Here is a 24,339-nt window from a genome sequence, read left to right as displayed (position 1 = left end):
TCACTGCCAGCAGTGGATCACAGGGACAAAATGGGGGTGCAGTCATGGAGGGCGAGCCGCCGCGCCATGCCGGACGACGGGCAAGCACCGGAAGTACCCGGGGCGCCCTGGGGTTCGTGCTCACGGGGGCCGTCTTCTCGGCCGTGCTCTTCGGCGCCGCACTGGTGCTGGACAATCCCCGGTTCAGGGATCTCCTTGATATCCGCCTCGGCCCGGGCGGGCAACAGGAGGGGCCACGGGCACACTCAACCGGCGACGCTGTATCGCATGCACCGGCCGAGGCACGGACCGGAGCTCCACCGGTGGGATTCGAAGAAGCGGAAACGCCCTTGGGCGAGCCTGAGCCGCCGGCGGTAGGGAGCGACTCCTACAAGTTCCTCGCTGTCAACGGCGACGGCAGTCCCGTGGGCTACTCCCCCTGCCGGCCGCTGCACTATGTGGTCAACGATGACCTGGCCCCGGCCGGCGCGCAGCAACTGGTCTCCGATGCGATCACCACTATTTCGGCTGCCACCGGCATCCCCTTTGTGTACGACGGCACCACGAGGGAACAGCCTTCACCGCAGCGGCCCTCGTACCAGCCTGAAGCCTACGGCGAACGCTGGGCGCCGCTGCTCATCGCGTGGACAACCCCGGAGGTTGCACCGCAACTCAAGGGCAAGGTGATCGGCACGGGCGGCAGCACACATTACAGCTACGACGGCGGTCCCCAAACCTTTGTGTCCGGCGGCCTTGACCTGGACGCGCCGCAGATCGCCGATGAACTCATGAACCCCGACGGCCACCTCTACGCCACCGCCGTGATCCTGCACGAGCTCAGCCACGTGATGGGGCTGGACCACGTGGAGGATCCCACCCAGCTGATGTATCCGGAGATTGGCACTCCCGAGGGGCTGTCCGCCGGGGACCTCAACGGGCTGTACGAGCTGAGCAAGGCGCAGTGCCGCAAGGACCTGTAACCCGTTCCGGACCGGCTGCGTGCGGCCGGCCGGTGAGGTCAGCCGCGCAGGACTGCCGCTGCGTCCTCCACTGAGTCAACGAGGAAGATCCGGCCTTCCATGGACCGTCCCGCCGCCAGGCTGCGGAGCATGGGCCAGGCCGGGTATTGATGCTCCCAGTGATTCTTGCCCACCAGCACCATCGGGGTAACTTTCGCGTCCGGAGCATAGTAGTTCTCGCACGCATCCTGGAAGATCTCCTGGACGGTTCCGGCCGCCCCGGGCAGGAACACAATGCCGCCATGGCAGAGCTCCAGCAGGATGGCTTCCCGGATGGCGTTGGCGAAGTACTTGGCGATGTGCGTGGCGAAGTAGTTGGGCGGCTCGTGGCCGTAGAACCAGGTGGGGATCCCCAGCGACTGCGTTCCGCGGGGATAGCGTTCGACGACGGCAGCCGCCGCGCGCGCCCACGCGGACACCGAGGGACGAAAGCCCGGGACGGAGGCGAGCATCTCCAGCGCGCCCTGCAGCGCGCCGTCGTCGGCCTGGCTGAGGTAGGCGCCAAGGTTGGCAGCCTCCATGGCGCCGGGCCCGCCGCCTGTGGCCACCGCGTGGCCGTCCCGCGCCAGCAGCCTGCCCAGCAGTGCCGCCTGGGCGTAGTCGGCGCTCCCCCGCTGGGCGGCGTGCCCGCCCATCACGCCCACCATTTTCCTGCCCAGCCGGGCGTCCGAGCCGTGAAGCTCCTCCAAAGCATCGCCGATGGCGTGGTCGTGAAGCGCCGAGGCCAGGGTGGCGTCCAGCCGGTGCCGCAGCCCGGGCTGGATGCTCCACTGGTAGATCCGCGCGTCCGGCAGTTCCTCATACGGCGAGTCCGCGAGTCCCGCATACAGTTCCTGGGGCGAGTACAGCCCGGCCCGGTAGGGGTTGAAGGGCACGCCCTCGAGGCGCGGAAAAATGAGTGCGCCCCGGCGGCGGAGCGCGTCCTCCATCCCTTCGTCAAAAGTGCAGCCCAGGAAGATGGCACCCTCAACGCGGATTTGGCTCAGCGCGGCAGACCGCCCGCGGAGGTCCAGCGACTGGGCATGCCAGCCGTCCATCTGCTCGGCTCCGGCGCTGACCAGCCGGTCGAAGCTGGCCAGGTCCTCCACATCGAGGATGCGCGGGCCGGGCCCCAGTTTTCCGGAGAGATTCACGGCCGCGCCTTCATGGTGCTCATCCACCCAGCGTAGGGGAACCAAGCAGCGCGGGGTCAGACACGGCCCATCCGGAGTCCCGGACAGGGCCGTGTCTCACCCCGCGCTGCTCAGGGAAACGCTGGCTAGGCCGGCAGCCGGGCGGGGACTTCACCGCCACGGAAGTGCGCCTCAAGCTGTTCCAGCGACCGGCCCTTGGTTTCCGGTACGCACTTGATGACGAAGGCCAGGGACGCAACATTGACCAGGACGAACAGTCCGAACGTACCGGTGGACCCCAGTGCCTCGACCACGATCGGGAACAGGAAGGAGATGGCGGCGTTGACCGTCCAGAGTGCGAACACTGCGATTCCCATGGCGAAACCGCGAATGGCCAGCGGGAACATCTCCGAAAGGAGCAGCCAGACGCAGGTGCCGATAAAGCACTGGACGAAGGCGACGAAGAGCATCATGGCGGCGAGGATCGTGTAACTGGCCAGGTCGGACTGGGGCAGCAGGAAGACAACTGCCAGCAGGGCCTGCGAGCCGACCACGCCGGAGAAACCGATGATCAGCATCTTGCGGCGGCCGATGAAGCCCAGCAGCCAGATGCCGAGGATGGTCATCAGCACTGAGGTGACGCCCACCCCGATGGTGGCAACCAGCGAGGCGCTCACTCCCAGCCCGCTCTTTTCCAGGATGGTGGGCGCGTAGTAGTTCACGGTGTTGATGCCTGTTGCCTGCTGTACTGTGGCAAGGCCGATGCCAATCCAGAGGAGCCGGCGCATCCACGGGTTGTCGCGGAGATCCCGCCAGGCGTGGCCGCGTTCCTCCTTGGCCGTCACGGCAGCTTGGGCGATTTCTTCGAATTCAGTGGCTGCCTCTTCGGGACTGCGGCTCAGGTTCAGGACGCGGCGGGTGTCATCCAGCCGGCCCCGGACGGCGTACCAGCGCGGAGACTCCGGCAGCAGCAACATGCCGGCGAGCAACGCGAGGGCAGGAAGCGAAGCGATTGCCAGCATGGTGCGCCAGACCTCGGTGTCGTGGATCAGGGCGTCCAGCAGGGCATTAATGGCGAAGGCCAGCATCTGGCCGGTAACGATCATGAGCTCGTTGATGGTCACCATGCGGCCCCGGAGGTGGGCCGGCGCCATCTCCGCCAGATACAGCGGGCAGGTGACGGCGGCAGCGCCAACGCCCAGGCCCAGTAGAATCCGCGCGCCGATCATGAAGGAAACGTTGGGGGCAATGGCGCAGCCAATGGCGCCGAAGAGGAACAGCAGCGAGCAGACCAGCAGGGAGCCGCGGCGTCCCAGCTTGTCCGCCATGCGGCCGCCCGTCAGCGCGCCCATTGCGGCACCGGGAAACAGCAGCGCGCTGACTACTGTTGCTTCCTCGACGGCGTTCATGTTCAGGGAATCGTTCATGTACAGCAGGGCGCCGGAAATCACGCCGGTGTCGTACCCGAAGAGCAGGCCGCCCAAGGTGGAGATGACGGTCAGCCGGGCAAGGTAGCCGCGGCGTTGGCTGCCGGCGGCGCTCGGGGATGGTTTTTGCAACAGCATTGTTGCCTCTCAGATTCGTTGGGACCGGAACGACCCGATCAGAATGTGATGCGTGCCACTGACTTTAGAGCGCTCTAATACTCGTCGTCAAGCAAAAGTCTTAATGTCAGCACATTGAATTGGCCAGCCCTGCCCACCCGAGGCCGAAGAAGGAACCTTGACCTACCCTGCCCGCCTGCTACGATCGATACGAAGGTATGTCCTATCAAGAGAACATATAGTGGCAAAGCTGCTGTTCGTGCCTCACGAGGCGGGCCGAAGCTGCAGCCTGGAACAGGAACGAAACGTGGCGAACAACCTGGGTCTCAGCATTGACCGATCCTCCCCGGTTCCCCTCTACCACCAGGTGGTGCAGGGTATCGAAGCGGCGATCCACAGCGGAGTGCTGGAACCGGGCAGCCGGCTGGACAACGAGATCGACCTCGCCGCCCAGCTGAACCTGTCCCGCCCCACCATGCGCAAGGCCATGGACGAGCTGGTCCGGTCGGGACTGCTTGTCCGCAAACGCGGGGTGGGCACGCAGGTGGTCTCCAGCCAGGTGCGCCGCCCGCTGGAGCTTTCCAGCCTCTATGACGACCTCACCAATAACGGCAAAAAGCCCACCACGGACGTTTTGAGCTTCGCCCATGTGGAGGCGGACGAGGCAACCCTGGCCACCCTTCAATTACCGGCCGGATCGAAGGTTTACCACTTCACGCGGCTGCGGAAGGTGGGCGGCAAGCCGCTGGCACTCATGGAGAACTGGGTGCGTGATGACATCGCGGCCATGGATGAAGCCATGCTGGCCGCCGAAGGCCTGTATTCGATCCTGCGGCGCGGTGGCGTCAACTTCCGGCTCGCTACCCAGCGCATCGGTGCCATGACGGCCAACGAATACCAGGCGTCCATGCTGGACGCCGGCGAAGGGTCTGCCCTGGTCACCATGGAGCGTACGGCCGTGGACGATACCGGCCGGCGCGTGGAAACGGGCCACCACGTCTACCGTGCGGACTCCTACAGCTTTGAAATGACACTCGTACAGCGCTAACGCAAGGAGCGAAAGCTTATGACCAACTGGGTCTACCCGCTGGGAACCGCCACCGACGGCAAATGGGACGTCTCGATCGGAACCTCCGATTCCTCCCTCACCGTGGAGGGGTGGGTACACACCGGACTGAAGGTGGCCACGCTCGCCGCAGGGGCCGACATCGTCCTTCCCGCCGCCGATGAGGAACGCATCGTGGTGCCGCTCAACGGATCCTTCACCGTGACGGTGGACGGAACCGGCTACCCACTGAAGGGCCGCGCCTCGGTGTTCCAAGGCCCCAGCGACGTCCTCTACTCGGGAACCGGCCGTGCCGTAACCATCAGCTCTGCCGACGGCGGCCGGGTTGCTGTTGCCACGGCCCCCGCCAATGCCTCCTACCCGACCCGCCTGGTAACCGCCGCCGAAACGCCCGTGGAGCTGCGGGGAGCGGGGAACTGCTCCCGCCAGGTCCACAACTTCGGCACTCCCGCCGCTCTGGAAGCCGACCGGTTCATCGTCTGCGAAGTCCTCACCCCCGCCGGCAACTGGTCCTCCTACCCCCCGCACAAACACGACGAAGAGAAAGACGGCGAGACCCACCTCGAGGAGATCTACTACTTCGAAACCCAGGTGGCATCCGGCTCCCCCGCCCCAGCCGACGCCGACGCCATCGGCTACCAGCGCGTCTATGCCTCCGACGAGCGCCCGATCGACGTGTCCGCCGAGGTCCGCACCGGCGACGTCGTCCTGGTTCCCTACGGCTGGCACGGCCCCGCCATGGCTGCCCCGGGCTACGACCTCTACTACCTCAACGTGATGGCCGGCCCTGGCCCCGTCCGCGAATGGCTTATCAGCGATGACCCCCACCACGGCTGGGTGCGCCAGAGCTGGGACGGCCAGGACATCGACCCAAGGCTGCCGTTCCGGGCGTAACCCCGCTTCCGCCGATGGCATAGTGGACTCCTGTGAAGCAGAGTCCCGTCGCCAACCGTTCCGTCACCATGGAGGACGTAGCCCGTGAAGCAGGCGTAAGCCGGGCACTTGTGTCGCTGGTCATGCGCGAGTCGCCCAAGGTTTCGCCCGCCAAGCGCGCGGCCGTCCTGGAAGCCGCCGCCGCGCTGGGCTATTCGCCCAACCGGTTGGCCAGCCGCCTGGCCAGCCACCGCACCAAGACGCTGGGCGTTCTCTTCCTTGACCTGCACAACTCCGTCTTCGCCGACATTTATGACGGCATCACCGAAGGACTGGCGGGCAGCGGCAACCAGCTGATGGTCGCGGTCGGCTCCGCTGATCCTGGGACGGAACTTGAAGCGGTCCGGTCCTTCGTGGACCTGCGGGCCGACGGTGTGCTGCTGGCGGGCTACACCGGCACGTCCGGTGAATTGGCGGCTGCCCTGCGGGGGACGCCCGCGGTCGTCATCACCCGGGAGTTAGAAGCCGATGGCGTCGATTCCGTCCTCACCGACGACTTCCAGTCCGGAGTACTGGCCGTGCAGCACCTCTACGAATTGGGGCACCGGCGCATCGCCCACGTGGACATCTCCGACTGGCTCCCCTACACAGCCCGAAGGGAAGGCTACCTTCACGCTATGGAGCAGTTCGGCCTGGAGCCGATGCTGGTCCACAGTGACATGACCGAGCGCGGCGGACGGCAGGTGATGGAGAATTTCCTGGCCAGCGGCAGTGCGCTCCCCACAGCAATCTTCACCCACAATGACCTCACCGCAATTGGTGTCATGGAGGCGTTGCACGCCCACGGAGTGGCCGTTCCGGACGACGTGGCCGTTGTCGGCTGCGACAACATCGAGGTGGCGGCTTCACCGCTGATCGGGCTTACCTCCATCGATCAACATGCCGGGGAACTCGGCCGCGCGGCCGCAGAAGTCATTCTGGCCCGGATTGCCAACCCTGGCGGGGCCACCATAACCCGCAAGCTCCCACCGGCCCTGATGGTCCGCAAGTCGACGGCCACGGACAAAAAGCAATAACTGGACCTGATAACCGCCGCCGCCCATTGACACCTGGAATTAGAGCGCTCTAATCTGAGGTACCACCCTCCCGCACTCCAGAAAGCCCAGCCACCCCCATGCCTGAAAACAACATCAAACTAGGCGTCTACACCGCCGTCCTGCACCAGTACGAGCTGCCTGAGGCCCTCAAGACCATCAAGGATCTCGGGCTCGACGGCGCGGAGATCAGTGCCGGCGGCTTCATCGGCACCCCACATCTGCCTGTCGCCGACATCCTGACTTCGGATGCCGCCGTCGAGGACTACCTGGGGGCCTTCGCTGATGCGGGCATTACCCTCACCGGGCTGAACGTCAATGGCAACCCGCTCCATCCGGACACTGAGGTCCGCGAAAAGCACAGCGCAGACCTGCAACGATCCATCGAAGTCGCTGCCCGCCTCGGCGTGAAGCGAATCGTTGCCATGTCAGGCCTCCCGGGCGGTCACCTTGGCGCAACCGCCCCGAACTGGGCCGTGAATCCTTGGGACAGCGCCTACTTGGACATCCTGGACTACCAGTGGGACATCGCCGTTGAGTACTGGAAGGACATCAACGCACGCGCTGCAAGCCATGACGTCAAGGTGGCCATTGAGATGCATCCCCAGAACCTTGTCTTCAATCCGGCCACGATGATCCGCCTCGTTGAGCGAACCGGAGCCACCCACGTCGGTGCTGAAATGGACCCAAGCCACCTGTTCTGGCAGGGCATAGATCCGGTTGCCGCCATCAAGCACCTGGGCCCCCTCGTTTACCATGCGGCCGCCAAGGACACCCGGATCAATGAGGCCTGCAAGATTAACGGCGTCCTGGACGACCGCTTCCGCCGGCTGACGCCCGGCGAGGAGCGCCTCAATATCGGCGGCCGCTACTTCGTCAATGAGTGGCCAAAGAACTCCAGCTGGGATTTCGTGGCTGTCGGGCGCGGACACGACGTCGAATTCTGGCGGAATTTCCTGGCCGCCCTCGCAGCCGTAGACCCGGGTATGGCTGTAAATATCGAACACGAAGATATGGAACTGGGCCGCCTTGAGGGTCTCCAGGTCGCCGCCGCAACCCTCAAGGCAGCACTCTAGAGGGGCGCGTGGAGAGCCTCCGGCGCTACGGGTTTGCCAGGGAACCTGCAGCGCCGACTGGCCGGCCAGCTATCACGCCTGACCGCCGCGCCTTTGCCGCTGCCAATGCCATAGCCACGAGGCCCAGGAGGGTGATGCCCGCACCCGCCCAGATTGGTGAGGTGTAGCTGAGGCGAGCGGTAATGGTGACGCCGCCCAGCCAGGCACCCAGGGCGTTGCCTACATTGAAAGCACCGATGCTGGCACCGGACGCCAGTGTGGGCGCGCTGCTGGCGTATTCCATGACCCGCATCAGGAGGCCGGGTACCGCCGCGGAACTTACACCGGGTTGACCGCCAGCGGAAGCAGGCTACTGGAGGAAGCCCGGCCGGTTCACGACGCAACCTTGGAAGGCGCCCTGGGCGAGGCTCTTGACATCCCTGAGCTGGCACCGCTCGTCGATGCCCTGCCGCAGCTGCACGCAAGCGCCTAGTGCTCTTGGTACAGATAATGCCCCTTGAGACGCTCAAGGGGCATTATCTGTACAAGAAAATTGCGGGGCCCGCCCCGCTACTGGCTTGTGCTTTCGGCTGGTTCGGATTTTTCTCCCGCCACGTTCTTGAAGTAGTGTTCGAGGTCCTCCAGGCTCTTGTCCCTGGTTTCCGGAACATACTTAGCGGCGAAGGCAATGGCTCCAAGCCCGAGCACGGCAAAAACGAAGAACGTGTTGGAGAGCCCGATGGCCGCCAGCAGTTGCGGGAAGCCAAAGCCCACCAGGAAGTTCACGATCCACAGCAGGAAAGCGGAAGCACCCATACCCAGGCCGCGCATCTTCAACGGGAAGATTTCCGAGAGCATCAGCCATGTCACGGGCGAGATCGCGCCCTGCTGGAAGGCCAGGAAAGTCACCGTCAATGACAGGATAACGAAGCCGCGGGTGGATCCCTCCGGCAGGATCAGTGAGAACAGGCCAATCAGCAGCAGCGCCGTCGTGGTACCTGCCTGCCCGGTAATCAGCATCCTGCGGCGCCCCACCTTGCCCAACAGCCAGATGCCCACAAACGTGGCCAGTACGGAGATGGCACCGTTGGCGATGTTGGCGGTCAGGGCTGCCTCCCGGCCAAAGCCGGACTGGGCCAGGATCTGGGTTCCGTAATACATGATGGAGTTCACGCCCGTGATCTGCTGGATCACCGCCAGGCCCAGGCCCACGAAGAAGATCCGGCGGAGCCACGGAATGCCCAGGTCTTTCCACGAGCCCATCTTGGACTTGTAGTCCTCAACGGCCATCGCCTTGACCTCTTCGAACTCGGCGCGCGCCTCCTCCTGCGACCGGATCCGCTGCAGCACACTGAGCGTTTCGCCGAAGCTGCCGATAGAAGCGAGCCAGCGGGGGCTTTCCGGCATGAAGTTCATCCCGATCCACAGCGCGATGGCCGGCAGTGTGGCGATCACCAGCATCCAGCGCCAGATGCCGTGGGACTCCCCGAACGAGTTGCCGAGGTAGGCGTTGAAGATGAAGGCCAGCAACTGCCCGGTGACGATCATGAGTTCGTTCTGGGTGACGATCCGCCCGCGCCGCCCGCTCGGCGACACCTCCGCGAGGTACACGGGAACAGTCACGGACGCACCACCGACGGCGAGTCCCAGCACGAAACGGGCCGCGATCATTACCTCGGTACTCGGTGCGAAGGTGCAGGCCAGCGTGCCCGCCAGGAAGACGACTGCGAGGACCATGATCATCTTGCGACGGCCGTTGCGGTCCGCCAGGCGGCCGCCGAACAGCGCGCCGAAGGCGGCGCCGAACAGGAGCGAGGACGTGACCAGGCCCTCGGTCAGCGGTGTCAGGCCCAGGTCCTCCTGCATGTACGGCAAGGCGCCGTTGATCACGCCGGTGTCGTAGCCGAAGAGCAGGCCGCCGAACGTGGAGATGATGGTGGCGGTCCGCAGGGCCCGCCGATGGTTGGCGGCTGGCCTGGCGGTTGGTTCAGCGGAAGCCGGCGAACTCATACGCTCACCTTTTGGACGTACTGCTTCATCGTCTCCAACTGGTAGCGGGAGACGTCTTCGGCGTTATCGTCCTCGGCAAACACGCTGGACACCATCACGGTGTCGTCCCGGTCCAGGAAGCCGATCTCCTTCAGGCCGCCGAAGAACTCATCCCAGTTGACGTCGCCGTCGCCGATTTTCAGGTGCTGGTGGACCCGGACCGGGTTCCCCGGGGGGTTGGTGATGTAGCGGAGCCCGTGCGAGGCGTGGTGGTCCATGGTGTCCGCAACGTGGACCAGGCGCAGCCTGTCCCCCGCCGCCCGCATGATCTCCAGCGCCGGATCCTTCATGTGGAAGCTATGCGAGGCCACATACACCATGCCCACGTTCTTCGAATTCAGGCCACGGATGACGCGGATCGCGGCCAGCCCTTCCTCCACGAAGTCGTCCGGGTGCGGGTCGATCAACAGGTCGATGCCCTCCCGTTCGATGATGGGAAGCAGTTCCTCCATGGAGCGGTAGAAGGCCCGCTCGGACTCCTCCGCCTTCTCCGGCCGGCCGGAGAATTCAGTGTTCATGGTCCCGACTCCGAGGTCCACGGTGATCTGGATGGCACGCTTCCAGTAGCGGACCGCCGCCTCGCGCGCGTCCTCGTCCGGACCAGACCAGCGGAGCACCGGAAGCACGGACGCGATTTCAATGCCGGCGTCCTTGCAGGCCTTGCTGAGCTGGCCCACCAGTTCGTCGTCCGCTTTGGGGTGGTTGTAGAAGGGGATAAAGTCCGCGTGCGGGGTCATCTGCATGTACTTGTAGCCGAGGTCCGCCGCCACCCTGGGGAACTCCAGCAGGCTGTGCGAGTGGTGGAACGGGGTGGGGTCAAGGGCGATTTTCACGAAAAACACTCCATTGTGGATCAGTTATGGACGGAGCCGGGGAAGGGGACGGAAAACCCGTCCCCTTCCTAAGGTCCTACTTGTAGAGGTCCGGCTTGGCGGCCAGCTTCACGGCCACCTTTTCGCCGTTCTTCTGCGCCTCAACGCCGGCTTCGCAGCAGGCAGCGGTGGCGTAACCGTCCCAAGCGGTGGGGCCGCCGATTTCGCCACTAAGCGCCGCGTCCACCCAGGACTGGATTTCGACGTCGTACGCCGCACCGAAGCGCTCCTCGAATCCCGGAGTGACGTTCCCGCCCCAGCGGCCGGCGCTGCGGGTGTAAGGGCCTTTGTCGCCCCCAATGCTGACAACACCTTCTTCGAACGACGCCTGGGTTCCAACCTCGTAGCCATACTTGGCGTTGACGTAGATTTCGACGTCGGCCAGTACACCGGATTCGGTCTCCAGCAGGACGTGCTGGGGATCGTGCTGTCCGTTCGGGGCGTTTTTGGTGGCCTTGCCCAGGCGGACCTGGATGCTGGTGATTTCCTCGCCCGTGAAGAACCGGATGGCGTCGAATTCGTGCACCACGGAGTCATTGATCAGCATCTCGTTGGTGAAGCCCTCGGGTGTGCTGGGGTTACGGTGCTGGTGGTGCAGCATCAGCAGTTCGCCAAGTTCGTTGTTCCGGATGACCGAGCCAAGCGCGGCGTATTCGGCATCGAAGCGGCGCATGAAGCCCACCTGGATCCGCTTGTGGCCCAGCGCCACCTCGGCTTCGACGACCTTCCAGGAGGATTCGGCGTCGGGGGTGAGGGGCTTTTCGCAAAGGATCGGGATGTCCTTGGCGATCGCCTTGAGCAGGATGTCCTCGTGCAGGAAGCCAGGCGTGGCGATGAGGACGGCGTTGACGTCGCCGTTGTTGAGGGCTTCCTCGGCATCGGCAAGGGCCACGGCGCCGGGGATTCCTTCGATGGCGGCCTGGGCACGGGCCAGGTCGACGTCCACGACGGCGGCAACTTCGGCTCCGTGGATACGCTTGCTGAGGCGCTGGATGTGGTCGGTGCCCATGCGGCCTGCGCCGATGACGGCGACGCGGAGGGTTTCAGTCATTGTTCTGTCCTTCGGTGTCTGGATGAGAGCGGTGGTTGTCTGTCTGTGCTCGTCCGTCAACTGACGGCAGTGCGGGAGCCGCAGGACAGCAGGTAGTTGCGGGTGCGCTTGGCGATGGGCATGGGCACATCGAAGGCCACCGGGTACATGTCCTGCTCCACGATCCCGAAGATGGGGCGGTTCAGGGCCTCAACGGCTTCAATGACGGCGCGCAGGTCCGGCAGGCCGTTCGGCGGCTCGGTCATGACGCCGGCGAGGTTGGCGGCGGCCCACGTCATGTTTTCCTCGTTGACCTTCTTGAGGATCTCCGGGTTGATCTGCTTCAGGTGCAGGTAGCCGATCCGGTCGGGGTAGTTCTTGATGAGTTCGAGGCTGGAGGCACCGCAGTATTCCGCGTGGCCGGTGTCCAGGCAGAGGTTCAGGTACTGCGGGTCGCTGGCGCCCAGCAATGTTTCGATGTCCTCCTGTGCGCCCACGTGGGAGTCGGCATGAGAGTGGAACTGCTGCTTCAGGCCGAAGTCCTCCAGCAGGGTTTTGCCCAGGCGGTTGTGCCCGGCGAACAGGTCGCTCCAGGCCTTGTCGCTCAGTGTGCCGCTTTCCACTGCTTCGCCGGTGACGTCGTCCCTCCACATCGCCGGGATGACCACGATGTGCTCGCCGCCCATGGCCGCGGTGAGTTCGGCAACCCTGCGGGCCGGTTCCCAGGCGGTCTCCCACTGGTCCAAGCCGCGGTGGAAAGCTGTGAACACAGTGCCGGCGGTGACCTTGAGGTCGCGTTGCTTCAGTTCATCGGCAAGCCGGGCGGGATCGTTGGGCAGGTAGCCATAGGGGCCAAGTTCAATCCACTTGTAGCCGGACTCGGCCACTTCGTCGAGGAAACGTTCCCACGGGGTCTGCTTCGGATCGTCCGCGAACCAGACGCCCCAGGAATCCGGTGCCGTGCCGATAATCAGCTTGTTCTCAGTCATGACTGCATTGTCTTTCTTCTGGACCCGGTTAGTTGGACGGGAAGTTGTAGGAGGCGCCGGAGGCGTGGTGGGTTTCGGGCCAGCGGGAGGTGATGACTTTGCCGCGGGTGTAGAAGGAGACGCCTTCGGGGCCGTAGATGTGCTTGTCGCCGAAGAGGGAAGCTTTCCAGCCGCCGAAGGAGTGGTAGGCCACCGGGACCGGGAGCGGCACGTTCACACCAATCATGCCCACGGTGACGGAGCGCTGGAACTTGCGGGCTGCGGCGCCGGAGGAGGTGAAGATGGCGGTGCCGTTGCCGTAGGGGTTGGCGTTGATTAGGGCAATCCCGTCTTCGAGGGTGTCGACGCGGACCACGACGAGGACGGGTCCGAAGATTTCCTCGGTGTAGGCGGTCATTTCCGTCTTGACGTGGTCGATGACGGTGGGGCCTACCCAGAAGCCGTCTTCGTGGCCGGGGACCACGAGGTCGCGGCCGTCCACCACCATGGCCGCGCCGGCGACTTCGGCTTCCGTGACGATCCTGACGATACGTTCCTTCGACGCCGGGGTGATAACCGGCCCCATTTCGGCGTCGGGCGCGGTCCCGTTGTTGACCTTCACGGCCAGGGCGCGCTCTTCGACCTTTTTGACGATGAGGTCGGCGGCGCCGCCGACGGCGACGGCAACGGAGATGGCCATGCAGCGCTCCCCGGCGGAGCCGAAGGCGGCGGCGGCGAGGTGGTCGGCGGCGTTGTCCAGGTCGGCGTCGGGCATGATGATGGCGTGGTTCTTCGCCCCGCCCAGGGCCTGGACGCGCTTGCCGTGCCTGGTGGCGGTCTCGTGGACGTACTGGGCGATCGGGGTGGAGCCGACGAAGGAGATGCCGTCCACGTCCGGGTGGGTCAGCAGGCCGTCCACGGTCTCCTTATCGCCGTGCAGGACCTGGAACACGCCGTCCGGCAGGCCGGCCTGCTTCCACAGCTTCGCCAGCAGCATGGACGCCGACGGGTCCCGCTCGGAGGGCTTGAGGATGAAGGCGTTGCCGGTGGCGATGGCCATCGGCGCCATCCACAAAGGGACCATCACGGGGAAGTTGAACGGGGTGATGCCGGCAACGACGCCGAGCGGTTCGCGGAAGGAGAAAACATCGATGCCGGTGGAAACCTGGTCCGAGTAGTCGCCCTTGACCAGGGTGGGGATGCCGCAGGCGTACTCGATAACCTCCAGGCCGCGGCCGATCTCACCCTTGGCGTCGGAAAGGACCTTGCCGTGCTCTGCGGTGATCAGGGCGGCGAGGTCGTCCACGTGGGCGGCGACGAGTTCGCGGAATTTGAAGAGCACGGCGGTGCGCTTGGCCAGGGAGATGTCGCCCCAGGTATCGGCGGCCTTGCGGGCGGCGGCGACAGTGGCGTCAAGGTCCGCGCGGTTCGCTAAGCGCAGTTCTGCCGAGACCTTACCGGTAGCCGGGTTATAGACGGACGTGGTGCGGTCACCTTCGCCGGCGGTTTCGGCGCCGTTGATGAAGTGGTTGATGACAGTGGTGTCAGTGGTGGTGGCAGTCATGGGGACTCTTCCTTGAGTAGTGAAAAGAGAGTGGGGGGTGGAGTGCTGTCAGCCGAGCAGTTTGCGCTGGCGGTTCTTGTGGCCGGTGTAGGTCTGGAAGGCCTGCTTCGTGGAGTCCAGCCCGGAGACCTGGGAGACGGGAACGTCCCACCATGACTCCGAGGAGGGGGCGTCCAGGAGCGGGTCGGATTCGACGTGGATCAGGATCGGCCCACCGCGCTCCGGTGCGGCCTTGGCGTCACGGATGGCCTGCTCGAGTTCGGCGATGACCTTCTCCCCCGGCTCGATCCGAATGACCTTCACGCCCAGGGACTCGGCGTTCAGCGCCAGGTCCACGGGCAGGGTGTCGCCCTCGTCGAAGCTGTGCTGTTCCTCGTTCAACGCCCGGTACTGGGTGCCGAACCGCTGCGACCCCAGGGATTCGGAGAGCGAACCGATGGAGGCGTAGCCGTGGTTCTGGATCAGGACCACGATCAACTTGATGCGTTCGGCGACGGCGGTGACCAGTTCGGTATGCATCATCAGGTAGGAACCGTCCCCCACCATCACGACGACGTCCCTTGCCTCCGTCTGTCCGCTTGCGGCTTCGGCCAGGGCGGCGCGCTTGACGCCCAGGCCGCCGGGGATTTCGTAGCCCATGCAGGAGTACGCGTATTCCACGTGGTAGCCGAACGGGTCGCGGACGCGCCACATCTTGTGCAGGTCACCAGGCAGGGACCCTGCGGCGCAGATCACCACGTCGCGGGCTTCCATGGCCCGGGACGCGGCGCCGATGATCTCGTTCTGCGCCGGCAGCGGCGTGAAGCGGGTGTCGAACGCCTCGTCGACAGTGGCGTCCCAGCGCTTTTTCTCAGCCGCGATCTTCTGCTCGAGGTCCGCACCGACGCGGTAGCCGCCCAGCGCCTGGTTGAGCTTCACCAGTGCCTTGCGGGCATCGGCGACGATGGGCAGGGCTGTGCCGTGCTTGTACGCGTCGATCGGGGCGACGTTGATGTTGATGAAGCGCACGTCCGGATTCTGGAACGCCGTGCGGGACGCGGTGGTGAAGTCCTCGTAGCGGGTGCCGATACCGATGATCAGGTCCGCCTCCGCCGCAATGGCGTTCGCCGCCGTCGTGCCGGTCGAGCCAATGGCTCCAAGGGAGAACTGGTGGTCCCACGGCAGGACGCCGACGCCCGCCTGGGTGTTGCCCACCGGGATCCCGGTCAGCTCCGCGAATTTGGCGAGTTCGGCGTTGGCGTAGGCGTAGAGCACGCCGCCGCCGGCGATGATCAGCGGCCGCTTGGCGGCCCGGATGGCGTCGGCAGCCCGGGCGATGTCGTCGTCGTCCGCGTCCGGACGGCGGATCCGCCACTCACGCTCAGCCAGGAACTCCTCAGGAACGTCGAAGGCCTCGGCCTGGACGTCCTGCGGCAGCGAGATGGTTACGGCGCCGGTCTCGGCCGGGTCGGTCAGGACGCGCAGGCCGTGGTGGAACGCGGAAAACAGCTGCTCTGGCCGGGTGACCCGGTCGAAGAACTTGGACAGCGGCCGGAACGCGTCATTGACAGTGAGGTCGTAGGCGTAGGGCTGTTCCAGCTGCTGCAGGACCGGGTCCGCGGCGCGGGTGGCGAACGTGTCACTGGGCAGCAGCAGCACCGGCAGGCGGTTCGTGGTGGCCAGCGCCGCGCCGGTCAGCAGGTTGGAGGAGCCGGGGCCGATCGAGGTGCTGATGGCGAAGGTTTGGCGGCGCCGGGTGTGCCGGGCGTACCCCACGGCCTGATGGACCTGGGCCTGTTCGTTCCGGCCCTGGTAGTACGGCATGATGGCCGGGTCCAGCTGCTGGTACTGCTTCAGGGCCTGGCCCACCCCGGCCACATTCCCGTGCCCGAAAATCCCGAACGTGCCCGGGATCAGCCGCTCACGGTACTGGACACCACCGATCGAATCAACGGTGTACTGGCGGGAGAGGTACTCGACGACGGCCTGGGCCACCGTCATTCTGCGCGTTCCTGTTGTGGTTCCCATGGGAGGCTACTCCGATACTTCTGCGGTGTGGTTGAGAAGGGAAGCGGCCATGGCGACGGCGCCTGCCACATCCCCGTCAGCTGGGTACAAAAGCGTCCGGCCCACGGTGAGGCCTTGAACACCAGGCAAGGCGAGGGCGGCTTTCCAGGTGGCGAAGACTTCATCCTGGGACCCGTCCGGGTCCCCGCCCAGCAGGACCGTGGGCATGGTGGTCGCGGCCATGACGCGTTCCATGTCCGCCACGACAGGGAGCTTCATCCATGTGTAGGCGCTGGTGGAGCCCAGTCCTTCGGCGATCGCAACGGACTTGATCACCGCGTTGGTGGACAGGTCGTTCCGGACCCGGCCGTTCTCGCGGAGGGACAGGAACGGTTCCACCATCGCGATCAGCTTACGCTCGGCCAGCGAATCAATGGCCTTCGCCGTGGCCTCCAGCGTGGCAACGGTGTCGGGGTCGCCCAGGCAGATGCGGGTCAGCATCTTGCCACCGTCCGCACCGAGGGCTTCCAGCGCCGCGGCCGTGTGGCCGGTGAAGCGGTCATCGAACTCGTTGACCAGGCCGGACAGGCCGCCGCGGTTCATCGAACCGAACACCAGCTTGCCGTCCAGGGCGCCCAGCAGCAGCAGGTCATCCATGATGTCCGGCGAGGCCAGGACACCGTCAACGGCCGGATTGGCCAACGCGATCTGCAAACGGTCCAACAGCTGGCGGCGATCAGCCATGGCTACCGGATCCGAGCCGACAGCCAGGGCGCCGCGCGCCGGGTGATCGGCCGCGACGATGAAGTTCTGCTTTCCCGCTTTCACGCCGGGGTGGCGGCGCCGGGCTTTGGCTGCGCGGGCCACAGCTTCGGGATCTTCGAGCCGGATAGTGCTCAGGTGCTCGTAGCGGCGGGGATCGTCGTCCACAGCGTTGCTGGAGGTAAGAGGCGTGAGGGTCACAGTGCTGCTCCTTCGGTGGCAAGCTGCGGGTCGGCGCCGGAAACGGTGCCGGGTACAGGGCGCCCGCGTTCGGCCAGCAGCGAGGTGACCTCCTCCGGCGTCGGCATGGCATCGGCACAGGACAGGCGGGACGCAACGATGGCGCCGGCGGCGTTGGCGTAGTCCAGGACCTGGGCCAGCGGCCAGCCTGAGAGCAGTCCGTGGCAGAAGGCCCCGCCGAAGGAATCTCCGGCACCCAGGCCGTTGAGGGTTTCCACCGGCACAGGGGCCGAGACGACACGCTCCGTGCGGGTCTTGGCCATTACGCCTTCGGGACCGAGCTTGACGACGGCGATCTCGACACCGGCGGCCAGCAGCCGGTCAGCCTGCTCATCGGGACTCCCCTCCCCGACGGCCACGGCGCATTCCTTGTCATTGCCAATCGCGACCGTGACGTGGGGCAGAATCTTGGCGACCTCGGCGCGGGCCTCCTCTTCCGAGGCCCAGAACATTGGCCGGTAGTCCAGGTCCAGGATGGTGAACTGTCCCTCGGCCAGGCCGGTCCGGGGACGTGCCTCATGAGCGGCGATGTGTGCGCTTCGGCTGGGTTCCTGGCACAGGCCCGTCACTGTGGACCAGAAGATCCCCGCATTGCGGATGGCGTCCAGGTCCAGCTCGCCGGCCTTAATCTGCAGGTCCGGGGCGGTGGGAAAACGGCCGTAGAAGTAGAGCGGGAAGTCCTCCGGCGGCTTGATCGCGCAGAACGTGACCGCCGTCGGCCACTCGCTGACCGGGGTCACGAAGCTGTCATCGACGTTGAACTTGCTCAGCTCACGGTGGAGGTACTTACCGAAGGCATCATCCCCGGTGCGGGTGATCACGCCGGTCCGGCGGCCATGCCGGGCCGCGGCAACGGCTACGTTGGAGGGGGAACCACCAAGGTATTTGCCGAAGGAATTAACATCCTCCAAGCCAACCCCGATGTCGTTCGGGTAGATATCAACGCTGATGCGCCCGATCGTAAGAAGCTCGTGGGTCACGGTGATCGTGGACCTTTCTGGTGTGGAACTCTGAACCTCTGAATCTGCAGGAGCTCCGGAACTGGCAGGCCGTGGTGTGGGCCACAGGCACTACTTTGCCCTAGATCGAATGTCCTGTCAAAGGTTTGTAATGACATACTTACAACATGGCTTCACTGCATGGATTACTCCTGCGGCTCGGGCCCAGATTACTTCTTGGGGACCGCCAGTTCTCCCGTCACATACTGGGCGCGGCCAAAGCCGAACGACCAGTCGCCTGCCGTGTTTTCCACGTAGCCGATGAATACGTCCTCGCCGGCAACCCCTGCCTCGGAAAGCTTTTCGGCAACTGCCGCGAAAAGTCGCTGCTTGGCCTCCTGGGAGCGGCCCCCCTGAGTGAAGACCTGGATCATCACCACTCCGCCGGTCCGCTCGAATCCCAGCCCTGCATCCTGGGCGAAGATCTGCCCCTGCGGGTGCTCAGTGAGGATATGGAAGTAGTCGCGCTCCGGGATGCCATATTCGGCGAGGATGGCATCGTGAATGCCACGGCTAAGCTGCTGCAGTTCATCGGCGCTGCGGCCTTCATTGACGTCAATACGGACAAGAGGCAAGGGCCTTCTCCTTCGGAAGCAATTTGTGCTGACATACTAACAAAGCGACTTGGCACGAAACAAGCCCTTCCTCTTGAAAGGGTCAACTATCGGCCGTACCATTAATCAACCCAAAGGTTGATAAAACTACAGGTTGAAAAGCGAACGATTGAATAAGTGAAGGGCTCGTTATGAATTCCGACAACGACGCGGCACTGGACTCGGCTTTTATGGCCCTGGCCGACCCCGTGCGGCGGAGCATCATCGCCCGGCTCAGCCGGGGCCCGGCCACTGTTAATGAATTGGCAGAACCCTTCGAGATTTCCAAGCAGGCCGTCTCGAAACATATCCAGGTGCTCGAGCAGGCTGAACTGGTCACCCGGACCAGGGATGCACAGCGCCGGCCCGTACACCTGAACCCGGCACGGCTTGAGGCGCTCACCGCCTGGATCGACCAGTACAGGCTGGTCCGGGAAGGGCAGTTCCGGAGCCTCGACGCCGTACTCAGATCAAACGCTGCGGCCAGCGGCGACTAACCTCCAAGGAGTCATCATGAGCAATTCCCTGAAACTCAGCGTTCCTGAAGGCGTCCCCTTCATCGATTATGAGCGCGAGTTCGATTTTCCCGTCGCGGACGTGTTCCGTGCGCACAAGGAACCGGACCTGATCGTCCAGTGGCTGGGCCCGCGGGGCTACAAGATGGATATCGACCATTACGATTTCCGCACCGGCGGCAGTTACAGCTACCTGCACACCGGGCCGGAAGGGGTCCCCTATGAATTCAAGGGCATCTTCCACACAGTCCGCGAAAACGAATTCGCCATCCAGACCTTCGAGTTCGGCGGCTACCCGGATGTGGTCAGCCTGGAGTTCATGACGTTCGAGGACCTCGGCAACGGCCGGACCCGGCTGCGCGGCCACTCCGTCTACCCCAGCCAGGAGGCGCGCGACGGGATGGCGCAGTCCGGAATGGAGGGCGGCATGAGCGAAGGCTACGAGCGCCTGGACGAGCTGCTCAGCGGCGCCAAGGTCTAGGAAAGAAGTACGACGACGGCAGGTCACCTTTCCCGGAAAGGTGACCTGCCGTCGTCGTCCTGCTTAAACAAGCAACGCGGGGTCACTCCCTGCCCATCCGATCGTGCGGAATGGGCGGGAAGCAACCCCGCGTTGTTCGTACAGAACCTCTAGAGTGCTGCGAAAACTTCGCGCAGCAGCTTGGCGGTCTCGGACGGCGTCTTGCCGACCTTGACACCTGCAGCTTCGAGGGCTTCCTTCTTGGCCTGGGCGGTTCCGGCGGAACCGGAGACGATGGCGCCGGCGTGGCCCATGGTCTTGCCTTCGGGCGCCGTGAAACCGGCCACGTAGCCGACAACCGGCTTGGTGACGTTGGCCTTGATGAAATCGGCTGCGCGCTCTTCGGCGTCGCCACCGATTTCGCCGATCATCACGATCGCCTTGGTCTCGGGGTCAGCCTCGAACGCGGCCAGGGCGTCGATGTGCGTGGTGCCGATGACGGGGTCGCCGCCGATGCCGATGGCGGTGGAGAAGCCCAGGTCGCGCAGTTCGTACATCATCTGGTAGGTCAGGGTGCCGGACTTGGAGACCAGTCCGATGGGGCCCTTGCCCGTGATGTTGGCCGGGGTAATGCCCACCAGTGCTTCGCCTGGGGTGATGATGCCGGGGCAGTTCGGGCCGATGATGCGGGTGACCCGGTTGCCGTCGGCGTCGAGCTTGGACTGGGCCAGTGCCCAGAACTCGGCGGAGTCCTGGACCGGTACGCCTTCGGTGATGACGACGACGAGGCCGATGCCTGCCTCGATGGCTTCAACAACAGCGTTCTTGGTGAATGCCGGCGGGACGAAGACGATGGAGACGTCAGCGCCGGTTTCCGCGATGGCTTCCTTGACGGTGCCGTAGACATTGATTTCGTTGTCACCGTGCAGGACGGTGGTGCCGGCCTTGCGGGCGTTGACGCCGCCCACGATGTTGGTGCCGGCCTTCAGCATCAGGGCGGTGTGCTTGGTGCCTTCGCCGCCGGTGATGCCCTGGACGATGACCTTGGAGTCTTTGTTGAGGTAGATAGACATTGTCGCGTCCCTTTACTTCGCTGCGTTGGCGAGCTCGGCGGCCTTGTCGGCGCCCTCGTCCATGGTGGCGGCCAGGGTAACCAGCGGGTGGTTGGCCTCGTTCAGGATGCGGCGGCCTTCTTCGACGTTGTTGCCGTCGAGGCGGACTACCAGCGGCTTGTTTGCAGTGTGGCCGAGTTCAGCCAGCGCGCCGACGATGCCCTTGGCAACGGCGTCACAGGCGGTGATGCCACCGAAAACGTTGACGAACACGGACTTGACCTGCTCATCGCCGAGGATGACGTCCAGGCCGGCTGCCATGACCTCTGCGGATGCTCCACCGCCGATGTCCAGGAAGTTGGCGGGCTTGACGTTGCCGTGGTTCTCGCCGGCGTAGGCAACGACGTCGAGGGTGGACATGACCAGGCCTGCACCGTTGCCGATGATGCCCACTTCGCCGTCCAGCTTGACGTAGTTGAGGTCCTGCGCCTTTGCCTTGGCCTCAAGCGGGTCAGCTGCGTCCTTGTCCTCAAGGAGCGCGTGCTTCGCGTGGCGGAAGTCCGCATTTTCGTCCAGGGAGACCTTGCCGTCCAGCGCAACGATTTCGCCGGCGCCGGTCTTGACGAGGGGGTTGACCTCAACGAGGGTGGCGTCTTCCTTCTTGAAGACGTCCCACAGCTTGAGGATCACGTCGGCGACCTTGCCGCGGAGTTCCTCAGCGAAGCCTGCAGCTGCGACGATTTCGTCGGCCTTTGCCTGGTCGATGCCGACGGCGGGGTCGATGGCAACCTTGGCCAGCGCCTCGGGGCGTTCGACGGCGAGCTGTTCGATTTCCATGCCGCCTTCAACCGAGCACATGGCCAGGTAGTTGCGGTTGGCCCGGTCCAGCAGGACGGAGAAGTAGTATTCCTCGGCGATATCCGCACCCTGGGCGATCATCACCTTGTTGACGGTGTGGCCCTTGATGTCCATGCCCAGGATGTTGGTGGCGTACTCGAGTGCCTCGTCGGCGGACTTTGCGACCTTGACGCCGCCGGCCTTGCCACGGCCGCCAGCCTTGACCTGTGCTTTGACGACAGTTACGCCGCCGATCTTCTCGGCAGCTGCCTTTGCTTCTTCTGGGGTGTGCGCCACGATGCCGGCAAGCACGGGTACACCGTGCGCCTCGAACATATCGCGCGCCTGGTATTCAAACAGGTCCACGGTTTAGTGTCCTTCTACGTCGAAGTAGTTTCTGTACAGTCGGACACCATCGAAGACGATGACCGGGCTGCGGAATTGCATGCACCGGCGGCCTGTTGGAAACGAGCCACGCGGCGTGATGCTCCACTGGGAACTCTAGTCCTTTGGAGGGACCGGCCCGTTCCAGACTACCGCTTATGTGAGTAACGACACTATTCTATGGAGCGTAGAAAAACCGCGGAATTACGGGGTTTTTGAGGGGTTGCCCGGTACCGGCGAGGCAGTTTCAGCCGGCCTGGAAATTAGCTCGTAATGCTCCGGGGAAACAAAGAATCCGACGCCGGCGGAGACGTTTCCGCATGCCACCCCGCCGTTGTAGGCCGAACAGCGCAACCCGTTCCCTTCGAGGTTCTGCCCGTCCCCGAGTACCTGCAGTTGGGCCAGGGCACCGGCTTTGCTTCCCTTGGGACCGTACGTTGCTTCCATTTGTGTGACGCCGGACCGGCATTCCCCGTACCGGGCGCTGTCCGGGGTGAGCAGGGCAACGCCGCCCAGGTAGCCGAGGTTGGTTCCGGCGCAGTCGTCCTTGGCATCTTCGCTTTTTGGCTGCGGGTACTTGGCCAGCTCACAGTGGGCCACGGGGACAGTTGCCAGTTTGTTGTTGGCGGTATCAGCAAAGTTGTTCTGCTCGTAGGGCAGGTTCACGTGCTCCCCCCTGGCCGCCGTCAGGGAACAGGCAACGGTGCGGTCTTCGGTGATGAAGGAGATGACACCATCACCGTTGGCAAAGTTTTTGGCGCCCACCACAGCGGCCTGTTCCAGCTGTTCCATAGGCGGCAGCGGCGCCGGCGGGACGTAGCCGGGGTCCTTGGTGGTGATGGTACATGCCGTGGCCGCCGCCAGGATCAGGGCGGCGAAGATCCCCAGAACAGTCCGTCGCATGGGCCCCATTATGCTTCATGGCGGCGCCCTACCTGTTGCTGAATACCCCTTCCACCACCTTGGCCGCGGCCTCTGCAGGGTTGTGGGAGCCGAAGTCTTGGGCCATCTGCTGCGCCCGTTCCTTCCACACGGGGTCCAGGATGCTGTTCACGGCCTTGCTGATGTTTTCCGCCGAGGGGGCGTCTGTCCGCAGGTTGATGCCCACACCGGCATACTCCACCCTGGCATTGACGTCGCTCTTGCCTTCGTTGATGCCGGACACCACGAGGGGCACACCCTTGGAAAGGGCCAGCTGCACGCCGCCGAATCCGCCGTTGGTCACGAAGACGTCGGTGAATTCGAACACGGCCGCGAAGTCGATGTAGTCGTGGACATGGATGTTCCGCTGTGGATAGCGGGCCCGGAGTTCCGCCGTTCCATGGCCAGCGGTGGCCACCATGACCAGGGTGTCCGTGCCTTTCAGGGCCTCCACGGCGGGAATGATGAGTTTGTTCTGGTCCAGGTTGTCTACGGTGCCCTGGGTGACCACAACTGTCCTGGCGAAACCCTCCGGGGCAATGTCCGGGGCGGCTGCTCCGGGGAGCCGGTAGGGCAGGAGCGCCCCGACGTAGTGGACTTTGGGGTTGTCCTTCCGCCGCGGAAAGTCCAGCGATTCCGTGCCGGTCTGGATGATGGCCTCCGAGCACCTGTAGGGCTCGTCGGTGAGCCGGCCCCCTTTGGGCACCTCCTGCCCATAGAAGGTGTGCTGCCGCCGGTAGCTCTGGCTGGCGGGGCGGAGGATGACCTTGTCCGAAAGAAGGCCGGCCGCGGCCTGCAGGGCTTTTTCCGCGGGGTTGCGCGCCGGGCGGAAGCCGAAAAACAGCGGAGGCACCAGCGGATCGCTTTCCATATTGGGAACGGCGACAAAATTCACCACCGGTTTTGCCATCAGGTGTGTGACAAGCCGGTGGATGAACATGCTGGCGTCTGCCACCAGGACGTCGAAGGAAAAGTCGCGGTCGAGATCCCGGATGTCCTCAAAAAAGTTGCTGATGTTGCTGGCGAAGATTTTTTCGCCGTCGAAGCCCATGGCCCTGGGCCCCTTGAGCCTGGCGCGTTCCGGATACAGCTCCGTGAGGTTGTCGGCGCGGTGCTCAATGGCCCGCTGGAAAGGGAACAACGGAATCCCGAGCCCGTTGAGCTTGTCCGCAAGGACCGGACCCGTGTACCAGCGGACATCATGGCCGCGTTCCTTGAGCTCCATGGCCACCCCGGTCATGGGGTTGAAGTGGCCGTCGATTGCCTGGCTGGCGAACAGAATTTTCACGGTAGTGCCCCGAATCTGCCGTACTGGATCCGCCTGGGCCCCACCTTGCCGGGCTGCCTGCGCGTTCCTGAACTGTAG

22 protein-coding genes and 2 pseudogenes are annotated in these 24,339 nt (G+C 64.6%); 8 read left to right on the top strand and 16 right to left on the bottom strand.

Annotation, left to right across the window (positions count from 1 at the left end; genetic code table 11):
* The first annotated feature begins 44 nt into the window (after nucleotides 1-44).
* A complete protein-coding gene (locus QFZ36_RS17495) occupies nucleotides 45-959 on the top strand; it encodes a matrixin family metalloprotease (protein WP_306638263.1) in 915 nt (304 codons plus the stop codon).
* A gap of 38 nt (nucleotides 960-997) precedes the next feature.
* Here QFZ36_RS17495 and QFZ36_RS17490 read toward each other — a convergent pair whose 3' ends face one another.
* Complete coding sequence (locus QFZ36_RS17490) at nucleotides 998-2,131, bottom strand: LOG family protein (RefSeq protein WP_306638259.1); 1,134 nt, start codon at nucleotides 2,129-2,131, stop codon at nucleotides 998-1,000.
* A gap of 125 nt (nucleotides 2,132-2,256) precedes the next feature.
* Complete coding sequence (locus QFZ36_RS17485) at nucleotides 2,257-3,675, bottom strand: sugar porter family MFS transporter (protein WP_306638257.1); 1,419 nt, start codon at nucleotides 3,673-3,675, stop codon at nucleotides 2,257-2,259.
* Nucleotides 3,676-3,961: 286 nt separating this feature from the next.
* Between QFZ36_RS17485 and QFZ36_RS17480 the strand changes: the two genes are divergently transcribed.
* From QFZ36_RS17480 to QFZ36_RS17465, 4 genes are all read left to right on the top strand, one after another.
* Nucleotides 3,962-4,702, top strand: coding sequence for a GntR family transcriptional regulator (locus tag QFZ36_RS17480; protein ID WP_306638255.1), 741 nt, complete (start codon nucleotides 3,962-3,964; stop codon nucleotides 4,700-4,702).
* An 18-nt stretch (nucleotides 4,703-4,720) separates the two neighbouring features.
* Nucleotides 4,721-5,614, top strand: a complete 894-nt coding sequence (gene iolB, locus QFZ36_RS17475; protein ID WP_306638253.1) for a 5-deoxy-glucuronate isomerase — start codon at nucleotides 4,721-4,723, stop codon at nucleotides 5,612-5,614.
* A gap of 32 nt (nucleotides 5,615-5,646) precedes the next feature.
* Nucleotides 5,647-6,669, top strand: a complete 1,023-nt coding sequence (locus tag QFZ36_RS17470; protein ID WP_306638251.1) for a LacI family DNA-binding transcriptional regulator — start codon at nucleotides 5,647-5,649, stop codon at nucleotides 6,667-6,669.
* A 113-nt stretch (nucleotides 6,670-6,782) separates the two neighbouring features.
* Nucleotides 6,783-7,763, top strand: a complete 981-nt coding sequence (locus QFZ36_RS17465) for a sugar phosphate isomerase/epimerase family protein (protein WP_306639260.1) — start codon at nucleotides 6,783-6,785, stop codon at nucleotides 7,761-7,763.
* Nucleotides 7,764-7,788: 25 nt separating this feature from the next.
* Here the strand turns inward: QFZ36_RS17465 and QFZ36_RS17460 are convergent.
* A pseudogene (locus tag QFZ36_RS17460) lies at nucleotides 7,789-8,088 on the bottom strand (MFS transporter); the annotation flags it as partial.
* On the opposite strand from QFZ36_RS17460, the pseudogene QFZ36_RS17455 reads away from it, so the two are divergent.
* Nucleotides 8,071-8,235, top strand: a pseudogene (locus QFZ36_RS17455) (MarR family transcriptional regulator); the annotation flags it as partial. The pseudogenes QFZ36_RS17460 and QFZ36_RS17455 overlap by 18 nt on opposite strands.
* A gap of 77 nt (nucleotides 8,236-8,312) precedes the next feature.
* Here QFZ36_RS17455 and QFZ36_RS17450 read toward each other — a convergent pair.
* The 9 genes from QFZ36_RS17450 to QFZ36_RS17410 all read right to left on the bottom strand — a co-directional run bounded on the left by QFZ36_RS17450 (nucleotide 8,313) and on the right by QFZ36_RS17410 (nucleotide 18,786).
* A complete protein-coding gene (locus tag QFZ36_RS17450) occupies nucleotides 8,313-9,752 on the bottom strand; it encodes a sugar porter family MFS transporter (protein ID WP_306638249.1) in 1,440 nt (479 codons plus the stop codon).
* Entirely contained in the window at nucleotides 9,749-10,624 is an 876-nt protein-coding gene (locus tag QFZ36_RS17445; protein WP_306638247.1) for a sugar phosphate isomerase/epimerase family protein, read from the bottom strand. Before QFZ36_RS17445 ends, QFZ36_RS17450 begins: the two co-directional genes overlap by 4 nt.
* A gap of 76 nt (nucleotides 10,625-10,700) precedes the next feature.
* Complete coding sequence (locus QFZ36_RS17440; RefSeq protein WP_306638245.1) at nucleotides 10,701-11,714, bottom strand: Gfo/Idh/MocA family protein; 1,014 nt, start codon at nucleotides 11,712-11,714, stop codon at nucleotides 10,701-10,703.
* 56 nt (nucleotides 11,715-11,770) lie between these two features.
* Complete coding sequence (locus QFZ36_RS17435) at nucleotides 11,771-12,682, bottom strand: sugar phosphate isomerase/epimerase family protein (RefSeq protein WP_306638243.1); 912 nt, start codon at nucleotides 12,680-12,682, stop codon at nucleotides 11,771-11,773.
* A gap of 28 nt (nucleotides 12,683-12,710) precedes the next feature.
* Complete coding sequence (locus QFZ36_RS17430) at nucleotides 12,711-14,225, bottom strand: CoA-acylating methylmalonate-semialdehyde dehydrogenase (protein ID WP_306638241.1); 1,515 nt, start codon at nucleotides 14,223-14,225, stop codon at nucleotides 12,711-12,713.
* 48 nt (nucleotides 14,226-14,273) lie between these two features.
* Nucleotides 14,274-16,205: a 3D-(3,5/4)-trihydroxycyclohexane-1,2-dione acylhydrolase (decyclizing) gene (gene iolD, locus QFZ36_RS17425; protein ID WP_373427087.1), complete on the bottom strand. Its 1,932-nt coding sequence runs from the start codon at nucleotides 16,203-16,205 to the stop codon at nucleotides 14,274-14,276.
* A gap of 33 nt (nucleotides 16,206-16,238) precedes the next feature.
* A complete protein-coding gene (locus tag QFZ36_RS17420; RefSeq protein ID WP_306638237.1) occupies nucleotides 16,239-17,174 on the bottom strand; it encodes a Cgl0159 family (beta/alpha)8-fold protein in 936 nt (311 codons plus the stop codon).
* On the bottom strand, nucleotides 17,171-18,193 hold the full coding sequence (gene iolC / locus QFZ36_RS17415) for a 5-dehydro-2-deoxygluconokinase (protein ID WP_306638235.1): 1,023 nt from the start codon (nucleotides 18,191-18,193) through the stop codon (nucleotides 17,171-17,173). Before iolC ends, QFZ36_RS17420 begins: the two co-directional genes overlap by 4 nt.
* A gap of 188 nt (nucleotides 18,194-18,381) precedes the next feature.
* A complete protein-coding gene (locus QFZ36_RS17410; RefSeq protein ID WP_306638233.1) occupies nucleotides 18,382-18,786 on the bottom strand; it encodes a tautomerase family protein in 405 nt (134 codons plus the stop codon).
* Nucleotides 18,787-18,956: 170 nt separating this feature from the next.
* Here QFZ36_RS17410 and QFZ36_RS17405 point away from each other — a divergent pair, with 170 nt between their 5' ends.
* Nucleotides 18,957-19,301 carry an ArsR/SmtB family transcription factor gene (locus QFZ36_RS17405; RefSeq protein WP_306638232.1) on the top strand — a complete coding sequence of 115 codons (345 nt, stop codon included), beginning with the start codon at nucleotides 18,957-18,959 and terminating at the stop codon, nucleotides 19,299-19,301.
* A gap of 16 nt (nucleotides 19,302-19,317) precedes the next feature.
* Nucleotides 19,318-19,800: an SRPBCC family protein gene (locus QFZ36_RS17400; protein ID WP_306638231.1), complete on the top strand. Its 483-nt coding sequence runs from the start codon at nucleotides 19,318-19,320 to the stop codon at nucleotides 19,798-19,800.
* Between the two features lie 149 nt (nucleotides 19,801-19,949).
* Here the strand turns inward: QFZ36_RS17400 and sucD are convergent, their stop codons facing one another.
* The 4 genes from sucD to QFZ36_RS17380 form a co-directional block, all read right to left on the bottom strand.
* A complete protein-coding gene (sucD, locus tag QFZ36_RS17395) occupies nucleotides 19,950-20,852 on the bottom strand; it encodes a succinate--CoA ligase subunit alpha (protein WP_306638229.1) in 903 nt (300 codons plus the stop codon).
* A gap of 12 nt (nucleotides 20,853-20,864) precedes the next feature.
* Nucleotides 20,865-22,034, bottom strand: coding sequence for an ADP-forming succinate--CoA ligase subunit beta (sucC, locus tag QFZ36_RS17390; RefSeq protein ID WP_306638228.1), 1,170 nt, complete (start codon nucleotides 22,032-22,034; stop codon nucleotides 20,865-20,867).
* Between the two features lie 222 nt (nucleotides 22,035-22,256).
* A complete protein-coding gene (locus QFZ36_RS17385; RefSeq protein ID WP_306638227.1) occupies nucleotides 22,257-22,964 on the bottom strand; it encodes a hypothetical protein in 708 nt (235 codons plus the stop codon).
* A gap of 19 nt (nucleotides 22,965-22,983) precedes the next feature.
* Nucleotides 22,984-24,261 (bottom strand): glycosyltransferase, encoded by a 1,278-nt coding sequence (locus QFZ36_RS17380; RefSeq protein WP_306638225.1) that lies wholly within the window; start codon nucleotides 24,259-24,261, stop codon nucleotides 22,984-22,986.
* Nucleotides 24,262-24,339 lie beyond the last annotated feature (78 nt).

The sequence above is a fragment of the Pseudarthrobacter siccitolerans genome (assembly GCF_030823375.1).
GTDB lineage: Bacteria > Actinomycetota > Actinomycetes > Actinomycetales > Micrococcaceae > Arthrobacter > Arthrobacter siccitolerans_A.
This window is presented reverse-complemented; position numbering and strand designations above follow the sequence as displayed.